16 protein-coding genes are annotated in these 17,220 nt (G+C 39.1%); 11 read left to right on the forward strand and 5 right to left on the reverse strand.

The window, feature by feature from the left end; genetic code table 11:
• The first annotated feature begins 1 nt into the window (after position 1).
• On the forward strand, positions 2 to 2,035 hold the full coding sequence (locus BUB03_RS18130) for a hypothetical protein (protein WP_073065843.1): 2,034 nt from the start codon (positions 2 to 4) through the stop codon (positions 2,033 to 2,035).
• Between the two features lie 55 nt (positions 2,036 to 2,090).
• Here BUB03_RS18130 and BUB03_RS18135 read toward each other — a convergent pair whose 3' ends face one another.
• From BUB03_RS18135 to BUB03_RS18150, 4 genes are all read right to left on the reverse strand, one after another.
• Positions 2,091 to 2,699 (reverse strand): DUF4126 domain-containing protein, encoded by a 609-nt coding sequence (locus BUB03_RS18135; protein WP_073065846.1) that lies wholly within the window; start codon positions 2,697 to 2,699, stop codon positions 2,091 to 2,093.
• A gap of 126 nt (positions 2,700 to 2,825) precedes the next feature.
• Positions 2,826 to 3,200 (reverse strand): ribonuclease P protein component, encoded by a 375-nt coding sequence (gene rnpA, locus BUB03_RS18140; protein WP_040999584.1) that lies wholly within the window; start codon positions 3,198 to 3,200, stop codon positions 2,826 to 2,828.
• Positions 3,200 to 3,925, reverse strand: coding sequence for a tRNA threonylcarbamoyladenosine dehydratase (locus tag BUB03_RS18145; protein WP_040999582.1), 726 nt, complete (start codon positions 3,923 to 3,925; stop codon positions 3,200 to 3,202). The genes rnpA and BUB03_RS18145 overlap by 1 nt, the downstream gene beginning before the upstream one ends.
• Positions 3,918 to 4,541 (reverse strand): TatD family hydrolase, encoded by a 624-nt coding sequence (locus BUB03_RS18150; protein WP_073065848.1) that lies wholly within the window; start codon positions 4,539 to 4,541, stop codon positions 3,918 to 3,920. Before BUB03_RS18150 ends, BUB03_RS18145 begins: the two co-directional genes overlap by 8 nt.
• A 96-nt stretch (positions 4,542 to 4,637) precedes the next feature.
• Between BUB03_RS18150 and BUB03_RS18155 the strand changes: the two genes are divergently transcribed.
• The 9 genes from BUB03_RS18155 (at position 4,638) to BUB03_RS18195 (ending at position 13,910) form a co-directional block, all read left to right on the forward strand.
• Positions 4,638 to 5,267, forward strand: coding sequence for a TetR/AcrR family transcriptional regulator (locus BUB03_RS18155; RefSeq protein ID WP_040999579.1), 630 nt, complete (start codon positions 4,638 to 4,640; stop codon positions 5,265 to 5,267).
• Between the two features lie 103 nt (positions 5,268 to 5,370).
• Positions 5,371 to 6,366, forward strand: a complete 996-nt coding sequence (locus BUB03_RS18160) for an outer membrane protein assembly factor BamD (RefSeq protein ID WP_040999578.1) — start codon at positions 5,371 to 5,373, stop codon at positions 6,364 to 6,366.
• Positions 6,367 to 6,407: 41 nt separating this feature from the next.
• Positions 6,408 to 6,731: a DNA-directed RNA polymerase subunit omega gene (locus BUB03_RS18165; protein WP_027372958.1), complete on the forward strand. Its 324-nt coding sequence runs from the start codon at positions 6,408 to 6,410 to the stop codon at positions 6,729 to 6,731.
• A gap of 122 nt (positions 6,732 to 6,853) precedes the next feature.
• Positions 6,854 to 8,059 carry a bifunctional phosphopantothenoylcysteine decarboxylase/phosphopantothenate--cysteine ligase CoaBC gene (gene coaBC / locus BUB03_RS18170; RefSeq protein ID WP_073065851.1) on the forward strand — a complete coding sequence of 402 codons (1,206 nt, stop codon included), beginning with the start codon at positions 6,854 to 6,856 and terminating at the stop codon, positions 8,057 to 8,059.
• A 37-nt stretch (positions 8,060 to 8,096) separates the two neighbouring features.
• Positions 8,097 to 8,999: a type IX secretion system protein PorD gene (porD, locus tag BUB03_RS18175; protein ID WP_040999572.1), complete on the forward strand. Its 903-nt coding sequence runs from the start codon at positions 8,097 to 8,099 to the stop codon at positions 8,997 to 8,999.
• 71 nt (positions 9,000 to 9,070) lie between these two features.
• Positions 9,071 to 10,720 carry a DNA repair protein RecN gene (locus BUB03_RS18180; protein WP_073065854.1) on the forward strand — a complete coding sequence of 550 codons (1,650 nt, stop codon included), beginning with the start codon at positions 9,071 to 9,073 and terminating at the stop codon, positions 10,718 to 10,720.
• Between the two features lie 49 nt (positions 10,721 to 10,769).
• Positions 10,770 to 12,236 (forward strand): DUF5687 family protein, encoded by a 1,467-nt coding sequence (locus BUB03_RS18185; protein ID WP_073065856.1) that lies wholly within the window; start codon positions 10,770 to 10,772, stop codon positions 12,234 to 12,236.
• 3 nt (positions 12,237 to 12,239) lie between these two features.
• The gene (locus BUB03_RS18190) at positions 12,240 to 12,959 is read left to right on the forward strand and encodes an ABC transporter ATP-binding protein (RefSeq protein WP_073065859.1); all 720 of its coding nucleotides are present in this window, start codon (positions 12,240 to 12,242) and stop codon (positions 12,957 to 12,959) included.
• A gap of 15 nt (positions 12,960 to 12,974) precedes the next feature.
• Positions 12,975 to 13,910 (forward strand): Dyp-type peroxidase, encoded by a 936-nt coding sequence (locus BUB03_RS18195; RefSeq protein ID WP_073065862.1) that lies wholly within the window; start codon positions 12,975 to 12,977, stop codon positions 13,908 to 13,910.
• Positions 13,911 to 13,999: 89 nt separating this feature from the next.
• Here BUB03_RS18195 and fumC read toward each other — a convergent pair whose 3' ends face one another.
• Positions 14,000 to 15,394: a class II fumarate hydratase gene (fumC, locus tag BUB03_RS18200; RefSeq protein ID WP_073066137.1), complete on the reverse strand. Its 1,395-nt coding sequence runs from the start codon at positions 15,392 to 15,394 to the stop codon at positions 14,000 to 14,002.
• A 136-nt stretch (positions 15,395 to 15,530) separates the two neighbouring features.
• Here fumC and BUB03_RS18205 point away from each other — a divergent pair, with 136 nt between their 5' ends.
• Positions 15,531 to 17,138 carry a fumarate hydratase gene (locus BUB03_RS18205; RefSeq protein WP_073065865.1) on the forward strand — a complete coding sequence of 536 codons (1,608 nt, stop codon included), beginning with the start codon at positions 15,531 to 15,533 and terminating at the stop codon, positions 17,136 to 17,138.
• The last annotated feature ends 82 nt before the right edge of the window (positions 17,139 to 17,220 follow it).

Consider the following 17,220-nt stretch of genomic DNA (forward strand, 5'->3'; position numbering starts at 1 on the left):
GATGAATCCCAGAGTTTTAGAATTATTAAAAAGCCCTAAAAATATACAGTCAGAAGATCTTGGTCTTTTGAAAGAGGAGATCAATACCTTTCCCTATGTTCAGAACATCAGGGCGCTTCATTTGTTTGGGGTACACCTTTATGATAAAGAAAACTATCAGAAGGAACTTTCCACAACTGCAGCTTATACCACCGATAAAAAACTTCTTTACCAGCTGATTAACGGTAAGGCTCAGCGTGAGTCCAGGCCGGAAATCACAGAAGATAAGCAGCCTTCTAAAGCACTCGAAAAGCCGGTTAAATATTCCTATAAGAATAAAGCTTTCCCTATAAAAAGAGAGGAATCTTCCGAAAGCAGACAGGACAAATATGAAGAGGCGGCACAGATGGTAAAGCCTGTACAGGAAATCAAACATATTCACGTCAACGGAGAAAGAAACAGGATCCTGTTCGAAGGAGAAGAAAATTTCCTTGATGAAACCAATTCCGAAGTGATTGATCTTGAATCTACTCTGGAATCCGGTGTGATAGTGACTCAAAAAGCTGAATCCGTTGCTGTTCCTGATCAGGAAAGCATTGCGCAAACAGAAAATCAAAACATAGGAGAGCAGGAAGATTCAGAGGCTGGAGCAGAATTTACCCCCGAACTGATTGTTGAGGAAAATAAAATAGAAAGCCCTGCTGAAGAACAGGTCATCAATAAAGAAAGTGAAGTAAGTTTCCACGAAGTAGAAACATTGGCTCCGGAAACAGAAACGTCTCCGGAAACAGAAGAAAACAATCCTGTGGAAGAACCTGTAGCCACTGAAACACAGGTAGATTCTGAAACAATTAATGAAGATAATAGTATAAACGAACCCCATGCAGAAATTAGTTTCCACGGAATGGATGAGTTTATGCCGGATGTTAAAATTCAGGTAAATACTGATAACGAAACCGTAGCGCCTGAAGTTTCCAAGCCAAGTGTGAATAAACATGAGGAAGAAATGAGACGTCTGATTGAAGAAGTGGAGAAAAAAATGAAAGAAGCCCAGTCTGCTCCGCAGGTGAAAAACGAAGAGCCTGAAGTTGCCGATCATGAGATCAGTTTTGCAGAAACACAAAGCTTCCATTTCTGGTCCACAGAAAAAGAAGAGCCGAAGATTGAAAAACCTGCGGCAGAAGAGGTAAAAGATTCTTTGGAGCAACCGGTAGAGCAACAAGAGCCTGTAGAAGCTGAGGTAAAAAAAGAAGAAAAGCCTGAAATGCCTGTACAGCCTGTTTCTTCATGGAAGCCAATGAGCCTGGACTCTCACTTACCCGATTCTATGATCAGCAAGGAAACCAAAGTTTCCACACCGGATAAAGAAACTCCAAAACAGGAAGAGATTCCTGTTATAGAAGAAAGACAGGAAGAAGTCGCCCCACAAATTGTTGAAGAGCTTCAAAAAGAAACTGAGGCAGTTCAAAAAGAGGAACTTCCTGCTGCTGAAAAAGAAACACCTGAAATTGTAGAAGAAAAAAATGAAGAAGTTAAAAATTCAGAAGAAAGCCTTGAAACAAGAGAACCTAAAGAAGAAGTTCCGGTTATGAATGTTTCTTTCTTTGGGGCAGATATTTCAAGTCTGGCAGTAGACAAAACGGCAAAAGAAGAGCCTGTGGAGGAAATTAAAGCTGAAAATTCAAAGCAGGCTCCTGCGGACAGTAATGTTCCCGGGTTTATCAATACCTGGCAGAGCTGGCTTAAGATCAACAGACCGGCAGAAGAACCTGTTAAGAAAGAGAAGATCCCCGTTCAGGAGAAAGTGATTGAAGCTTTTATCGAAAACAATCCGAAAATCAGCCAGTTAAGGGACGAAAGTACCTACGTTGTCAAAGAAAAGAATGACGATATTTCCCACCTTATGACCGAAACACTGGCCAATCTTTACTTCGAGCAGAAACTTTACACTAAAGCCATCAAGGCTTTTGAAATTCTGATTAACAAAAACCCTGAGAAAAAGGAATATTTCCAATCCAGAATACAGGAAATAAAAGATTTCAGAAGTAAAGGCTAAAAGGGTTTAAAAAAGATATTGAAAGGCTGATCACAGAAGTGTCCAGCCTTTGTTTTTATATATCATCAGCAATATTTTTACCGCCTCGTAGTTTCCGCCACGCTTTCCGTCCGAAAATAACTACAAGAATAATCAGGATTATGGCAAAAACAGCTGCAATAACAGGAGCTGCCATTGCCAGGACAGACATAACCCCTGCTCCCGCAGTTTCAGTAGTTCCTACGACAGAATTGCCTAAACCTCCCGTAGTGGCAGTAGAAGCCGCCCGGATCCCTGCAAAGCCGGAACTGATCGTAGCTGCTGTTCCTCCTCCTGCAATTAATGCAAGTGCCCACTGGGGAAAAGTTCCCAGATCTGCAAACTGGCTGGCAAATAATACCGAGCCCGCTACAGTCGCTAAAGGGACTGAGATCGTATCCAAAAGATGGTCCACAAACGGGATGTAATATGCTAAGATTTCAGCAATAGTGGCAATTCCGGTGGTAATAAGAGCAGGAAGCCCCGAAAGCCACTCAAAATTCTCACTCATCGGAATCCAGTGAAAATAAGATGCGAGACTTACCGCAAACATGGGCAGAAAAACCCTGAAGCCCGTCGCCGCTGCCAATCCTATACCGATAAAGGCACTCAGGATGTAAGAAAAATAGGGAACATGATCTAACATTTTAATTTTCAGATTTATTGTTTCCCCTAAAATTACAAAAACTATGCAAGATTTTGTAAAGAATTTAATGACAAGTTACACAAGAGTTTAATTGGTAAATTGTTACATTGACAGATTTTTACATGATCAAGATTTCTTCTGCATCTGGCAAAGCTTGATAAACTGCTCTTCCACTTCCTGGAACTTGGCAGGCATTTCAGAAGAAACCCAAAACATCATGGCCAAGGTCTTTTCTCCAAAAGCTTCTTTAAATAAATCCTTATTCAGGCGATAACACTCCCTTAGAAGCCTTTTCACACGGTTTCTGTGTACCGCCTTCTTGAAATATCTTTTAGAAACGGAAACTCCAAACTTGTGACTTTCCACCGGCAGATTGGGCTTGTCTTTAAGGATAATAATTCTCAAATTTCCACAGCTCCTCCATTTACCTTTATCAAAAAGTAAAGCAATCTCAGTATTTTTTTTGAGTTTTTCTTCTCTGGAGTATGTAAAGTTCTGCATTAATCTTTTTTCACTAAATGATTGATAACTTCAGCTGCGGCATACAGCCCGAAGATCGCAGGAATATAGCTGATGGTGCCGTAAAAGGATCTTTTATAGTTGGTTCCATCAGTCATTTTAAGGCTTTCCTCCTTTTGCAGTTCATTAGAGAATACACATCTGAAGCCCTTATTGATCTTTTCCTTTTTAAGTCTTTTTCGTATCTGTTTGGCAAGATAACAGTTCTGTGTTTTACTGATATCCCTTACCATCACTTTGCTGGGATCAGTTTTCCCGCCTGCTCCCATAGAACTTACGAGTTTTATTTTTCTTTTTCTGGCTGCCTTTATTAAACACAGTTTTGGAGTTACGCTGTCGATGCAGTCCAGGATATAATCAAACTTATCAGAATCAAGAACTTCATCCATTCTTTCCGGATTGAGAAATTCATTGATCTTAACTAAATTGATTTTCGGGTTGATATCAAGAAGCCTTTCTGCCACTACTTCCACTTTATGCTGTCCTACAGTTGAATGTAGCGCAGGAAGCTGTCTGTTGATATTTGTAATATCTACCGTATCGCCGTCTACGATAGTCATATTTCCTACACCCGCTCTGGCCAGAAACTCTGCCGCAAAAGATCCTACACCACCTAAGCCTATTACCAATACCTTTGCTTTATTCAGTTTTTCCAGTCCTTCCTCTTTGATCAGGAGTTCTGTTCTCTCCAGCCAATACTTATCCATTCTTTATCGTGTCTAAATTTTCTAAAATATGTTCGTTCAGTTTTTCCAGAGAAATACCCTTTAATTCCGAAACTTTTGAATAAAGTTCTTCAATGTTAAAAGCTTCATTGTCAGTTTCTAAAAACATCCTGTCCAAAGGTGTATTCCTTACAATATCCTGCAAAGATAAATTATACAAAACAGCTTTTCCAAAACTCAGATAAAAATTATGAGCTAGAAGATCTTCAGCAATCTGTTTTTTTTTGTTGAAACCATGAATAATCATAGGCTGCCCGGATTTTTTCCTGAAAGAAATAACTTCATAAAATTTTCTTACACAATGAATAATAATGGGTTTTTTTACTTCATTGGCAATCATGATCTGCCTTAAGAAAACTTCTTCCTGAATTTTCTGATCCACGGAAACCAAAGAATCCAGACCGCACTCTCCAATGGCAAAACAGTTTTGAAGCATCATACTCCTCATCCATGAAAACTGCTGTTCCAGGTTGTTAACATCAATATCATTGGGATGAATCCCTATAGAATAAGGGAAATCAGGCGGAATTCCTTTCGCAAGATTATAAATTCCGTTTCTGATATATTTTTTATGATGGTGAAAATCAAAAAAATCCATTCACAAAAGTACAATTATTCAGAATTAATTTGAAATTATTAAACGAACGTTTATAAATTTGTTAAAAATTTCTTAACTTTACTCAAAGTGCACTTCATGAGAAAAAAATTTACAGAAAAACAGATCCACATTCTGGATATTGCTGAAGAGCTTATCGCCAAAAAGGGGTACGACGGAACCTCTGTAAGGGATATATGCTCCAAGGCGAACATTAATGTGGCGATGATTTCCTATTACTTCGGATCCAAGGAAAAAATGATGTCTTATCTCTATCAGTACCGTGTTCTGAAAACAAGGGAAAATTTTTCCGAATTTGCAGACACCATTAAGGACGGCAAACCTGAAATGCAGCTGAGAGAGATCATAAAATACATTGTTTCCCAATTATTCAAATACAACTATTTCCACGGATTTGTAACCCAGGAGCTGAGACATACGGAAAACTTAAAGGATGAACTGCTGGATTTTTATCAGCTGTTTGTAAAGAAACTGGATGATGTTATCAAAAAAGGAGTTGCTTCAGGAGTATTCACCTTTACACCGAAGCCTGAAGATATCCTTACCATGATCATTGGTTCTACGTTATTCGTGATCAGAAATAAGAATTTCTATGAGTTGTATGTGCCCAGCAAAAATGAAGAAGCCTATGCAAAAGAAGCCGAGAAAAAAGTAAGGATGAATCTTTTACTCAGCGTTTTTGCTATTTTGGGATACGCTGCAGACTAAATTTACGTTAAATATTCATAAAAAAAAATCTATTGACAAAAAAGTTATATTTTTGCAAATTAGTAAATCGGCTGTATAATCCGAAAACTGTTGAATTTTTTATATGAAAAAATATATTTTAGGTCTTTTTGCAGTGGCAGTTGTTTCCTCTTGCGTAAGCCAGCAGGAAAGAGCAATGAAGAGTGCTGACAAGAATTTTATCTTAAAGGCAGCCAATGAAAATTTTGCCAAAAAGAAGTGGAAGAATGCATTGGCTCTGTATGACAGGCTTACTAACCTTGTTGCAGGAACAGATGATTTTCCTAATGTAGGTTTCAATACAGCTTATGCCAATTATTATGACAAAAGCTATAAGCTGGCAGGACACCAGTTTAAAAACTTTGCCGTAAGTTTCCCTAAAGATCCAAGAGCAGAAGAAGCAGCTTATATGTCCGCATTATGCTACTATGAAGGCTCTATGGACTATAACCTTGACCAGTCTACTACAGAAACGGCAATCAATGAACTTCAGGATTTCCTGACGAATTATCCGAATTCTGAAAGATCTAAAAATATCAGCCAGCTGATTGATGAGCTGTCTTACAAACTGGAGTTCAAAGCATATGAAAATGCCAAACAGTACTTCAAAATGGCTGAATACAAAGCAGCCAACGTAGCTTTTGATAACGTACTGGAAGATTTCCCAAGTACTAAACTTCGTCCGAAGATTTATGATTACATCATGAAATCACGTTATGAACTGGCTTTAAAATCTGTATATGATCTTAAAGATGAGCGTATAGAAAGTGCACTCGCTTATACAAGACTTGTAGAAAAAGAACTTCCTAATACAGAATATTCTAAAACAGCAGTTGATCTTAGGACAAAGCTGATGAAAGAAAAAGAAAATTTTGCAGTTGTAAAAAAACAGACAGAAGCAAGAATTGCGGCATTAACGGCAAGACAGAAAAAAGAAGCGGATAAGATCGCAGAAAAGAACAAAGCGGACCAGCAGGTGAAGGATCAGATCAGTAATGAAAAGAAGGCAATGCAGATCCAGAGGGACAGTGCGGCACTTCAGACTCCTCCGCCGGCAGCCACTTTCAAAATTCAAAGATAATTCGTAAATTTGTCATCTTAAAATAAAATAATTTTCTCAAAATGAGTGTAAAAGATACAAAAGCAGAAGTAAATACTATTACTTACGATAAAGACAAGATTGAAGATAAAGTAGGTTCAATCTATGAAGCTATTGTTATCATGGGAAAGAGAGCAGAGCAGATCAATGCGGAGATCCGTACGGAACTTCACAATAAATTGGACGAATTCGCTGTGCACAATTCTACATTGGAAGAAGTTTTCGAAAACAGAGAACAGATTGAAATCTCAAAACATTACGAAAAACTTCCTAAGCCTACTTCTATTGCTATCGAAGAATGGCTGAATGAAGATATCTATTTCAGAAAAACAGAAGACAGAAAATAAACATTGTGTTTTTTATATATGAAGGTCATAAGGGAATTCGTTTCTTTTATGACCTTTGTCTGTTTATATCCGTCTTTGTGCAAAAAAAGAAGTAATTTAGGAGTTCAAAAAATTAAAACTAAATGAGTGTTTCCGGTAAAAAGATACTTATCGCTGTTTCAGGTGGAATTGCAGCCTATAAAATCCATTTCCTGATCCGGGATTTTGTGAAAAAAGGAGCAGATGTCCAGGTGATCATGACCCCCGATGCAGAACAGTTTGTAACAAAATTAAGTCTTTCAACCCTTTCCAGAAAGCCTGTATATTCAGATTTTTATGGAGATAACGGTACCTGGAACAGCCATGTGGAAATGGCCCTGTGGGCCGATGTAATGATCGTTGCCCCTTGTACAGCCAATACATTAGCCAAAATGGTTCACGGCATGTGTGACAATCTGGTAATTGCAACTTATATGTCTGCGAAATGCCCTGTATTTATTGCTCCTGCAATGGATCTTGATATGTACGCACACCCTTCTACCCGACAGAATATTGAGCAGGCAGAAGATTATGGACATATCATCATTCCTGCTGAAACTGGTGAACTGGCCAGTGGTCTGGTAGGACAGGGAAGAATGGCAGAACCTGAAACCATCTTTAAAACTGTTGAAAAATTCTTTACTTCCGGGAATCAACCGAGAAGTTTAGAAGGAAAAACTGTACTGATTACTGCGGGGCCTACCTACGAAGCCATTGACCCTGTAAGATTTATAGGTAATCATTCTTCCGGTAAAATGGGATTTTCTCTGGCAGAAGAAGCCTCAAAAAGAGGTGCTAAGGTTATTCTGATCTCCGGCCCGAGCTCTCAGGCAACTGATGATAAAAATATTGAACTCCATAAAGTAACCTCTGCCAAAGAAATGCTGAATAAAGTATTTGAATTTTATGACCGCGTAGATATTGGTATTGCCAGTGCTGCCGTAGCCGACTATGCTCCAAAAGAGGTCGCCAAAGAGAAAATAAAAAAGAATGATGACAGCTTAACTATTGAGCTGGTTAAAAACCCCGATATTCTTAAAACAATGGGTGAAAAGAAAACCCACCAGTTTCTTGTAGGATTTGCGCTGGAAACCCAGAATGAAGAAGAAAATGCTAAAGGAAAACTGGAAAAGAAAAACCTCGATATGATTGTCTTAAACTCACTTCGTGACGAGGGGGCAGGCTTTAAAAATGATACTAATAAAATCAAAATATTCACCAAAACAGGGAAGAAGGAATTCGATCTGAAATCCAAGGATGAAGTGGCCCGGGATATTCTGGATTTTGTTGAGGCTCAACTTTTAAAATAATTTTAATAAATTTCCGTTCTCAATTTTTAATTAGATAATGAAAAAAATCATAAGCCTATTCTTACTGCTTTTTATATACAATCTGAGTTTTTCCCAGGAACTGCTTGCTACCGTACAGATTAACTCCCAGCAGTTGGGAGGAAGTAACCAGCAGGCCTATAAAGCCCTGGAAAAAAGCCTTAGGGATTTCATCAATAATACCAGCTGGACAGGGAAAAAACTTCAGAATTTCGAAAAGATCAAATGTAATTTTGCAGTTGTTATCGCTGAAAGAGATGGAAACCGGTTCAAGGGAAGTATTGTGATCCAGGCAGTTCGCCCGGTATTCAGTACCACCTACGAATCACCGCTTATCAACCTTCAGGACCAGAGGTTTTCCTTTGAATATGTTGAAAATGAGAACCTTGTGTTCAATGAAAGACAATTCTCCGGCAAAAACCTGATTGATGTGATAAGTTTTTATGTTTATGTGATCTTAGGTTATGATGCGGACAGCTTCCAGTCGTTGGGAGGCACACCGTGGTTTGCAAAAGCCCAGCAGATTGCCCAGAACTCTCAGAACAGAAACTATGAAGGCTGGAACGTCATCAATGAACCAAGGAGCCGTACCATCCTGATCAATGAAATTATCAATCCAAACTGGAGCCAGCTGCGTTCCACTATGTATACCTATCACAGAGCGGGACTGGATAATTTATTCAACCAGGATCAGACAGCCGCTAAAAAAGTGATTTTTGATGCCCTCATGCAGCTTAAAAGATATGAAAACTCTTTCCAGCAATCCTATTACTTCAATCTGTTTCTTGATAATAAAAGTGATGAGATCTTCAATATCTTCAATTCAGGAAATAATGGAGGACTTGTTATGAATGATCTTAAAGAGCTGATGATGATTTTTGCCCCTAAATATTCGGAGAATAAGTGGAGTAAGTGGAAATAAAAATCCTTCGCTTTAAGTTTTTGAATACTTAATTCTATATTTGCATTACCTAAAGTAATCAGCTATTATCCATGCTTTCGAGAATTTACATTAAAAATTTTGCCTTGATTGATACCCTGGAAGTATCATTGAATAACGGTCTGCAGGTAATTACCGGAGAAACCGGAGCAGGAAAATCTATTATTCTGGGGGCTTTAAGACTGATTCTCGGCGAGAGGGCAGAAACAAAATCTATTGCCCAATCAGAAGAAAAAAGCATTGTAGAAACAGAATTCGACTTAAATAATCAATTCAAAAAATTCTTCGTTGAAAACGATCTCGATTACGAGCATCACACCATCATCAGGAGGGAAATTCTTCCTTCCGGGAAATCCCGGGCATTTATCAATGATGTGCCCGTAACGTTGGATGTCCTCAAAGAACTGTCTTCAAAACTGATTGATATCCATTCCCAGTTTGAAACCTCGAACCTTTTTACTTCAGAATATCAGTTTAAGATTATTGACGGGCTTTCTGAAAATAAAAAAATGATTGAAGACTATCAGAACGAATTTTCAGATTTCCAGAGCTTAAAAATACAGCTTAAAAAACTTCAGACCCAGCTTTCGGAAAACAGGAAAGAGAGTGATTATAAAGAGTTTTTGCTGAACGAGCTGGAAGAAGTTAAACTGGACGATGTAGATTATGAAGATCTTCAGAACCAGCTTTCCATCCAGGAAAATGCAGAAATGATCTCTGAAAATCTTGTACAGATCCTTTCAAGGTTTCATCAGGAAGAAGTCGGGATACTTTCGTTCTTTCATGAAGCGAAAAATAAACTTTCAAAAATATCAGAAGTCTCAAGTAGCTTTTCCGAACTTGACGAAAGGCTTGAAACCTCTTTCGTAGAGCTAAAGGACATTATTTCCGAACTTGAAAACGAATCCGAAAAAATAGAGATCAATCCGGCTAACCTTGCTATCCTGGTTGAGCTTAATAATAAAATCAATTCTTTATTTCTAAAGCACAATGTTTCTGATATTAATGAGTTGAAAGAGCTGAGAGACCAGCTGGCCGGTGAACAGAAAGGAGCTTCAGAACTTGAAGACCATATTGCTGAGATCGAAGACAATATTTCTAAAAAAGAGAAGACACTTCAGGCTCTTGCAGAAAAGCTTTCAAAGAATAGAAAGAAATCAATTCCTGTTTTCATTAAAAAAACTGAGGGACTTCTCAAAAAATTAGGTCTTGAAAAAGCCAGGGTTGATATTGAACTTCAGGACGTATCCGAATTTAATGCATTCGGGAAAGAAAATATCCAGTTACTTTTCCAGGCTAACTCAGGGTTCCCGTTAAAGCCCATTCAGACAGCTATTTCCGGTGGTGAAAGATCAAGGGTAATGCTGGCGGTGAAGAAAATTATTGCAGAAAGTGATGAGCTTCCAACCCTGATTCTTGATGAAATTGATACCGGAGTTTCAGGAAAAGTAGCGGAAGAAATCGGAAACCTGATGAGAGAAATGGCTGCAGATATGCAGCTTATTGTTATCTCCCACTTGGCACAGGTCGCGGCTAAAGGAAACAATAATTATAAAGTTGTAAAACGTGATATTTCCGGCAAAACCCAATCCACAATCATTCCTCTGAACAGCGAAGAAAAACTCAATGAGATTGCCCAGCTTCTTTCCGGAAGCAAAATTACTGAGGCGGCACTGGCACAGGCAAAAGAATTAATTGGCTAAAAAACTGTAACATATTTTACATTATATTTACTAATATAAAAACTAAAATATGTTTCTAAAGTTCCTAAGGCTTGAAATCAAAAGCTTTTTCCGTGGTACTTCTGTAGGCGTAAACCTTTTCATGAAGATTCTGCGCTTTATAGCGATACTCTATTTTATGGCATGCCTTGCAGGAGGTGCTTTTGCAGCCTTCTTTTATGTGAGGGATGAAATGCACCAGGACCCTTTGATAGTGATTTCAAAACTTTTAATCATAGCATGGGCTGTAGATCTCATCTTAAAGTACATCTGGCAGGAAATGCCCACCCAGAACATCAAACCGTTCCTGACGCTGAATATCCCCAAGAATACACTCGTCAATTATATGCTGGTGAAAACCTTTCTTTCGGCCCTGAGCTGGCTGAATTCCCTGTTTTTCATCACATTCTCCATTATTGCGTTATTCAACGGGTATAGTGTTGTTGGGATTCTCACTTGGTTTATCGGGATTTCTTTGCTTTTCTATCTTAATAATTTTATCAACATTTTGTTTAATGATAAAGAAACCATTGTTATTATTATAGGCTGTATTCTGGCTGCCGTTGCCGGTCTTGCTTATTATAATATTGTTCCGGTACTTTCTTATTCAGAGAAATTTGTGTACGGCTTTTATCATCGTCCTTATTTAATTGCAATTCCGGCTGTTCTGTTTTTCGGACTGTGGAGAATAGTCTTCAACTATGTCCGCAAGGAGTTTTATCTTGATCAGGGGCTTGAAGCTAAAAAACAATTCGGGAAAACGGAGAATATTGCCTTTTTAAACAAATATGGCGTTATCGGAACATTTATCAATAATGATATTAAAATGCTGAGACGCAATAAAGTAACCAAAGGGATCCTGATCGGAAGCTTTTTCTTCCTTTTTTACGGAATGCTGATGTATACTTCTACAGCATATAAAACTCCTGCGATGATGATGTTCATGGGATTGTTTGTGACAGGAGGTTTTCAGTTTCTTTTCGGTCAGCGGGTACCTGCCTTCGACAGCTCATATTATCCCCTGATGATGACGCTGAATGTTCCTTACAAAGAGTATCTTAAGGCAAAATGGTGGCTGATTAATATTGTGACGGCAGCTTCGGTGGTTATTGCTTTATTTTATGCCTATTTCGGCTGGGAAGTTTATGTCACCTTTTTTGCGGCAGGGCTTTATAATATTGGAGTAAATTCTCAACTTACTCTTTGGTCGGGAGCATACAATAAAACTCAGATCGATCTGAATTCAAAAGAAAAAAGAATAGGTCAGAAAGGCAGCTTTAATCTTAAGTCTATGCTTCTTCTGATTCCTAAAATGCTGCTTCCGATGGGTGTTTTTGCCCTTACAAAATACTTCTTTGGAATTACGGCCGGGGTTGTGAGTATTGCAATTTTAGGACTTGCAGGATTTTTATTCAGAGAAAAAATATTCGATATCATCGTTAAACAATACAAAAACGAAAAGTACAGTACGCTGGACGCATTCAAAAATAAAGGCTAAACTATGATTACTATCAATAACTTATCCAAAACATACGGAACTGCTACAGTTCTTAATATTGATCATCTTGAAATTCCTAACGGAGAAACATTCGGGCTTGTAGGAAATAACGGGGCAGGAAAAACGACTCTTTTCAGTCTTATGCTAGACCTCATACAGCCGACTACCGGTTTTGTGAGTATCGAAGATATCAAAGTCAATGAGTCCGAAGCCTGGAAAAACAAGGTCTCTGCTTTTGTAGATGATACTTTCCTCATCGGTTATCTTACCCCTGAGGAATATTTCTATTTTATCGGAGAGCTGAGAGGGCAGAATAAAGCTTCCATTGATGAATTTCTGAAGCCATTTCATGATTTTTTTAACGGAGAGATCCTCAATTCAGGAAAATACGTCCGTGATCTATCCAAAGGAAACCAGAAAAAAGTAGGAATCGTAGGAGCTGTTATCGGAAATCCGGAGATTATTATCCTGGACGAACCTTTTGCCAACCTGGATCCTTCCACCCAGATCAAACTGAAAAATCTTATTAAGGAACTTTCAAAGCAGGAAGGCGTTACTTTTCTGATCTCGAGCCATGACCTTTCCCATACTACGGAAGTCTGCAACAGAATCGTTGTGGTGAACAAAGGAGAGCTTGTGAAAGATATCAAAACCAATCCCGAGACATTGCGTGATCTGGAGCAGTATTTTGCAGATCAGGTTTCTTCGCCTTCACCAGTTTAATTCATTTCAGGAACAATGAGCATAGAATCACAGAACGTTACGGACTATCCTAACAGCAATACCATTTTTATGGTGTGGACACTTAATGACAGCCCTCAATTGAAAACTATTTTTCAGCAGCTTTGTGCCCTGGTTCTCAATCTTAATAATTCGGTTTTCAACAGATTTCCGGACAGCAGGGCAAGCTGTGTAATGGGAATTGGTTTTGAAGCCTGGAAAAAACTGGAACTTCCGACACCTTTGCCCAAGGAACTGGCTAATTTTGATGAACTTAAAGGAGTAAAGCATACAGCTGTTTCTACACCGGGAGATCTTCATTTCCACCTGAGAGCAGATAATAAAAGCCTTATTTTCGATATGGCAATAGAGATCTCGAAGCTTTTGGCTCCTTTTGGAGAAAGTATTCTTGAAATTCATGGTTTTAAATACTGGGATGCCCGTTCTATTCTCGGTTTTGTAGACGGGACGGAAAATCCGCATGGGGAAGACCGTGACTATTTTGCCAAAATAGGGGATGAAGATCCTCAGTACAAAGGCGGAAGTTATTTATTTGTACAGAAATATCTCCACAACATGGATGCATGGAAGGGACTTTCTACAGAGGAGCAGGAAAAAGTAATCGGAAGGTCAAAAGAAAATGACATTGAAATGTCTGATGATGTAAAGCCGTCCAATTCCCATATCGCTTTAGCCAATATTGAAGGCGAAAATGGGGAAGAACTTAAAATTGTAAGGGATAATATGCCTTTCGGCAGTCCTTCTTCCAATGAATTCGGAACCTATTTCATTGCCTATTCGAGTACCTTCAATACAACAAAGAAAATGCTGACGAATATGTTTATTGGAGATCCGCCGGGCAATTACGACAGGATTTTGGATTTCAGTACAGCGGTTACCGGGACACTTTTCTTTGTCCCTACCAGAAATATGCTGGATGAATTTTCCGGATAATTAAAAATAATGAACGGAATTATTAACAAAAATAAAAAGCCTCAGAATTCCTGAGGCTTTTCTACTATTTAATCTATAATTCTAAAAATTTATTTCAGGCTTCCTACCATATCTTCAGGCTTCACCCATTCATCAAACTGTTCCGCGGTCAAAAGACCAAGGTTTACAGCTTCTTCTTTTAAAGTTGTTCCGTTTTTATGGGCTGTTTTTGCAATTTTTGCTGCATTTTCATAACCGATATGGGTGTTCAGTGCAGTAACAAGCATTAATGATTTATCTACCAGTTCTTTAATTCTCTCATGGTTCGGTTCAATCCCTTCTGCGCAATGATCGTTGAAGGAGATGCAGGCATCGGCAATTAACTGGGCAGACTGAAGAAAATTGTAGGCCATCACAGGCTTGAATACATTAAGTTCATAATTTCCCTGAGTTCCTGCAAAAGAAATTGTTGTATCGTTTCCGAGAACCTGGGCGCAAACCATCGTCATTGCTTCATTTTGTGTAGGATTCACTTTTCCTGGCATGATGGACGATCCCGGCTCGTTTTCAGGAATATGAATTTCCCCGATTCCGGAACGTGGCCCCGAAGCCAGCAAACGGATGTCCTGAGCTATTTTAAACAACGAAACGGCCAACTGTTTTAATGCTCCGTGAGATTCTACAATCGCATCGTGTGCTGCTAGAGCTTCAAATTTATTTTCCGCCGTAATAAAAGGATGATTGGTGAATTTGGCAATATATTCAGCCACCTTTACATCATAACCTTTCGGAGTATTAAGCCCGGTTCCTACAGCTGTTCCTCCCAAAGCAAGCTCAGAAAGATGGGGGAGCGTATTTTTTAAAGCCTTTAATCCGAATTCAAGCTGTGCTTTGTAGCCTGAAAATTCCTGTCCAAGAGTAAGCGGAGTAGCATCCATAAGATGGGTTCTCCCGATTTTGACGATATCTTTGAAAGCTTCTGCCTTTTCAGCAAGCGTATTTTTTAGTTTTTCAACAGCCGGGATCGTTACCTCCACTACTTTTTTATAAGCGGCAATATGCATGGCAGTAGGGTAGGTGTCGTTGGAAGACTGGGATTTGTTTACATCATCATTCGGATGGATTTCAGATTTGTCGCCTAAAGTCCCTCCATTGTTAACATGAGCCCTGTTGGAAACCACTTCATTTACATTCATATTCGACTGTGTTCCTGAGCCCGTCTGCCAGATCACCAGTGGGAACTGATCATTCAGCTTTCCTTCAAGGATTTCGTCGCATACTTTGGCAATCATATCTCTTTTCTCTGCGGAAAGAACTCCAAGGTCAGTATTGGTATAAGCTGCTGCTTTCTTTAAATAAGCAAAAGCTTCAATGATTTCGTGAGGCATAGAACCTTCCGGTCCGATCTTAAAATTATTCCTTGAACGTTCAGTCTGTGCTCCCCAAAACTTATCTGCGGGCACCTGAACCTCTCCCATAGTATCCTTTTCGATTCTGTAATTCATTGTGATTGAAATTTTTATAAAGTTAATCATAAACGCAGAATCACGCAATTTATAATCATTATAAATATCAATACAGATGACTGATTTTACTCATGCTTTTTTGAGGATGCCGTATTTTTGCACAAACAAAAATTGAATGGATTTTAGATATCAGGATCCGTATCCGATCCAGAAAGACGATACGGTGTACAAAAAGCTTACATCAGATTACGTAAAGGTTGAAAAATTAGGAGAAAGAGAAATTTTGACCATTGATCCTAAAGGTCTTGAACTTCTGGCTGAAGAAGCAATGGCAGACGTTTCTTTTATGCTCCGTTCTTCCCACCTTGAAAGCCTGAGAAGAATCATCGACGATCCGGAAGCTACTGATAATGATAGATTCGTTGCCTATAACCTGCTGCAGAACGCTGCTGTTGCTGTTGAAGGAGCTCTTCCTTCATGCCAGGATACAGGGACGGCGATTGTAATGGGGAAAAAAGGAGAAAATGTATATACCGGGGTTGATGATGGTGAATACTTAAGCAAAGGAATTTACAATACCTATCAAAAAAGAAACCTCAGATATTCCCAGGTAGTCCCTTTGACGATGTTTGAAGAAAAAAATTCAGGTTCAAACCTTCCTGCACAGATCGATATCTATGCTAAAAAAGGAGATTACTACGAGTTTTTATTTTTAACGAAAGGGGGAGGTTCTGCCAACAAAACATTCCTTTATCAAAAAACCAAATCATTACTGAACGAAAAATCTCTTGAAGAATTCGTTAAAGAAAGAATTTCAGATCTTGGTACAGCGGCATGCCCGCCTTATCACCTGGCGCTGGTCATTGGAGGAACTTCTGCTGAAGCGAACCTGGCTGCTGTGAAAAAAGCCTCTGCCAAATATTACGATCACCTTCCGACAGAAGGAAATGAAGCCGGACAGGCCTTCAGAGATCTTGAATGGGAAGCCAAAGTTCAGAAAATCTGCCAGGAAAGTGCCATAGGGGCTCAGTTCGGAGGAAAATACCTTACTCATGATGTAAGAGTAATCAGGTTGCCTCGCCACGCTGCTTCCTGCCCGGTTGGAATGGGTGTTTCGTGCTCTGCAGACAGGAATATTAAAGGAAAAATCACCAAAGACGGGATCTTTCTTGAACAGCTTGAACAGGATCCGAAAAGATTTTTACCAGCTACTCCTCCTCACTTGGAAGAAGCTGTTGAAATAGATTTAAATAAGCCAATGCCTGAAATCTTGGCTGAACTGTCTAAATATCCTATCAAAACAAGACTGAAACTGAACGGTACCCTTATCGTAGCCCGAGATATCGCTCACGCAAAAATTAAAGAGATCATCGACAGCGGGAAACCAATGCCTGAATATTTCAAGAATCACCCGATTTATTATGCAGGACCTGCAAAAACTCCTGAAGGAATGGCCTCAGGAAGTTTCGGACCTACCACTGCCGGAAGAATGGACGTGTACGTTGATGAATTTCAGAGCCACGGGGGAAGTATGATCATGCTGGCCAAAGGAAACAGGAGTAAGGATGTTACCAATGCATGTGCCAAGTACGGAGGATTCTATCTTGGATCAATCGGCGGACCTGCTGCGATACTTGCCAAGGACAATATTGTGTCTGTAGATGTGGTAGACTTCCCGGAACTGGGGATGGAAGCAGTAAGGAAGATCGAAGTAAAAGATTTCCCTGCATTCATTATTACGGACGATAAAGGCAATGATTTCTTTGCCAATCTCGCCCATTAATTAGTTTAAAATCAAAATAAATTATAAAATAGGGCTTCTATCTTTTGTGTACAAAACAAAAAAGTCCTATTTTTGCCTAAAA

Source organism: Chryseobacterium oranimense, assembly GCF_900129755.1.
GTDB lineage: Bacteria > Bacteroidota > Bacteroidia > Flavobacteriales > Weeksellaceae > Chryseobacterium > Chryseobacterium oranimense.

Coding starts and splice junctions, on each gene's coding strand:
- BUB03_RS18130 (WP_073065843.1), top strand. CDS start 2: ATGAATCCCAGAGTTTTAGAATTATTAAAAAGCCCTAAAAATATACAG.
- fumC (WP_073066137.1), bottom strand. CDS start 15,394: ATGAATTACAGAATCGAAAAGGATACTATGGGAGAGGTTCAGGTGCCC.
- BUB03_RS18205 (WP_073065865.1), top strand. CDS start 15,531: ATGGATTTTAGATATCAGGATCCGTATCCGATCCAGAAAGACGATACG.
- BUB03_RS18180 (WP_073065854.1), top strand. CDS start 9,071: ATGCTTTCGAGAATTTACATTAAAAATTTTGCCTTGATTGATACCCTG.
- coaBC (WP_073065851.1), top strand. CDS start 6,854: ATGAGTGTTTCCGGTAAAAAGATACTTATCGCTGTTTCAGGTGGAATT.
- BUB03_RS18150 (WP_073065848.1), bottom strand. CDS start 4,541: ATGGATTTTTTTGATTTTCACCATCATAAAAAATATATCAGAAACGGA.
- BUB03_RS18145 (WP_040999582.1), bottom strand. CDS start 3,925: ATGGATAAGTATTGGCTGGAGAGAACAGAACTCCTGATCAAAGAGGAA.
- BUB03_RS18135 (WP_073065846.1), bottom strand. CDS start 2,699: ATGTTAGATCATGTTCCCTATTTTTCTTACATCCTGAGTGCCTTTATC.
- BUB03_RS18195 (WP_073065862.1), top strand. CDS start 12,975: ATGAGCATAGAATCACAGAACGTTACGGACTATCCTAACAGCAATACC.
- BUB03_RS18185 (WP_073065856.1), top strand. CDS start 10,770: ATGTTTCTAAAGTTCCTAAGGCTTGAAATCAAAAGCTTTTTCCGTGGT.
- BUB03_RS18160 (WP_040999578.1), top strand. CDS start 5,371: ATGAAAAAATATATTTTAGGTCTTTTTGCAGTGGCAGTTGTTTCCTCT.
- porD (WP_040999572.1), top strand. CDS start 8,097: ATGAAAAAAATCATAAGCCTATTCTTACTGCTTTTTATATACAATCTG.
- BUB03_RS18165 (WP_027372958.1), top strand. CDS start 6,408: ATGAGTGTAAAAGATACAAAAGCAGAAGTAAATACTATTACTTACGAT.
- BUB03_RS18190 (WP_073065859.1), top strand. CDS start 12,240: ATGATTACTATCAATAACTTATCCAAAACATACGGAACTGCTACAGTT.
- rnpA (WP_040999584.1), bottom strand. CDS start 3,200: ATGCAGAACTTTACATACTCCAGAGAAGAAAAACTCAAAAAAAATACT.
- BUB03_RS18155 (WP_040999579.1), top strand. CDS start 4,638: ATGAGAAAAAAATTTACAGAAAAACAGATCCACATTCTGGATATTGCT.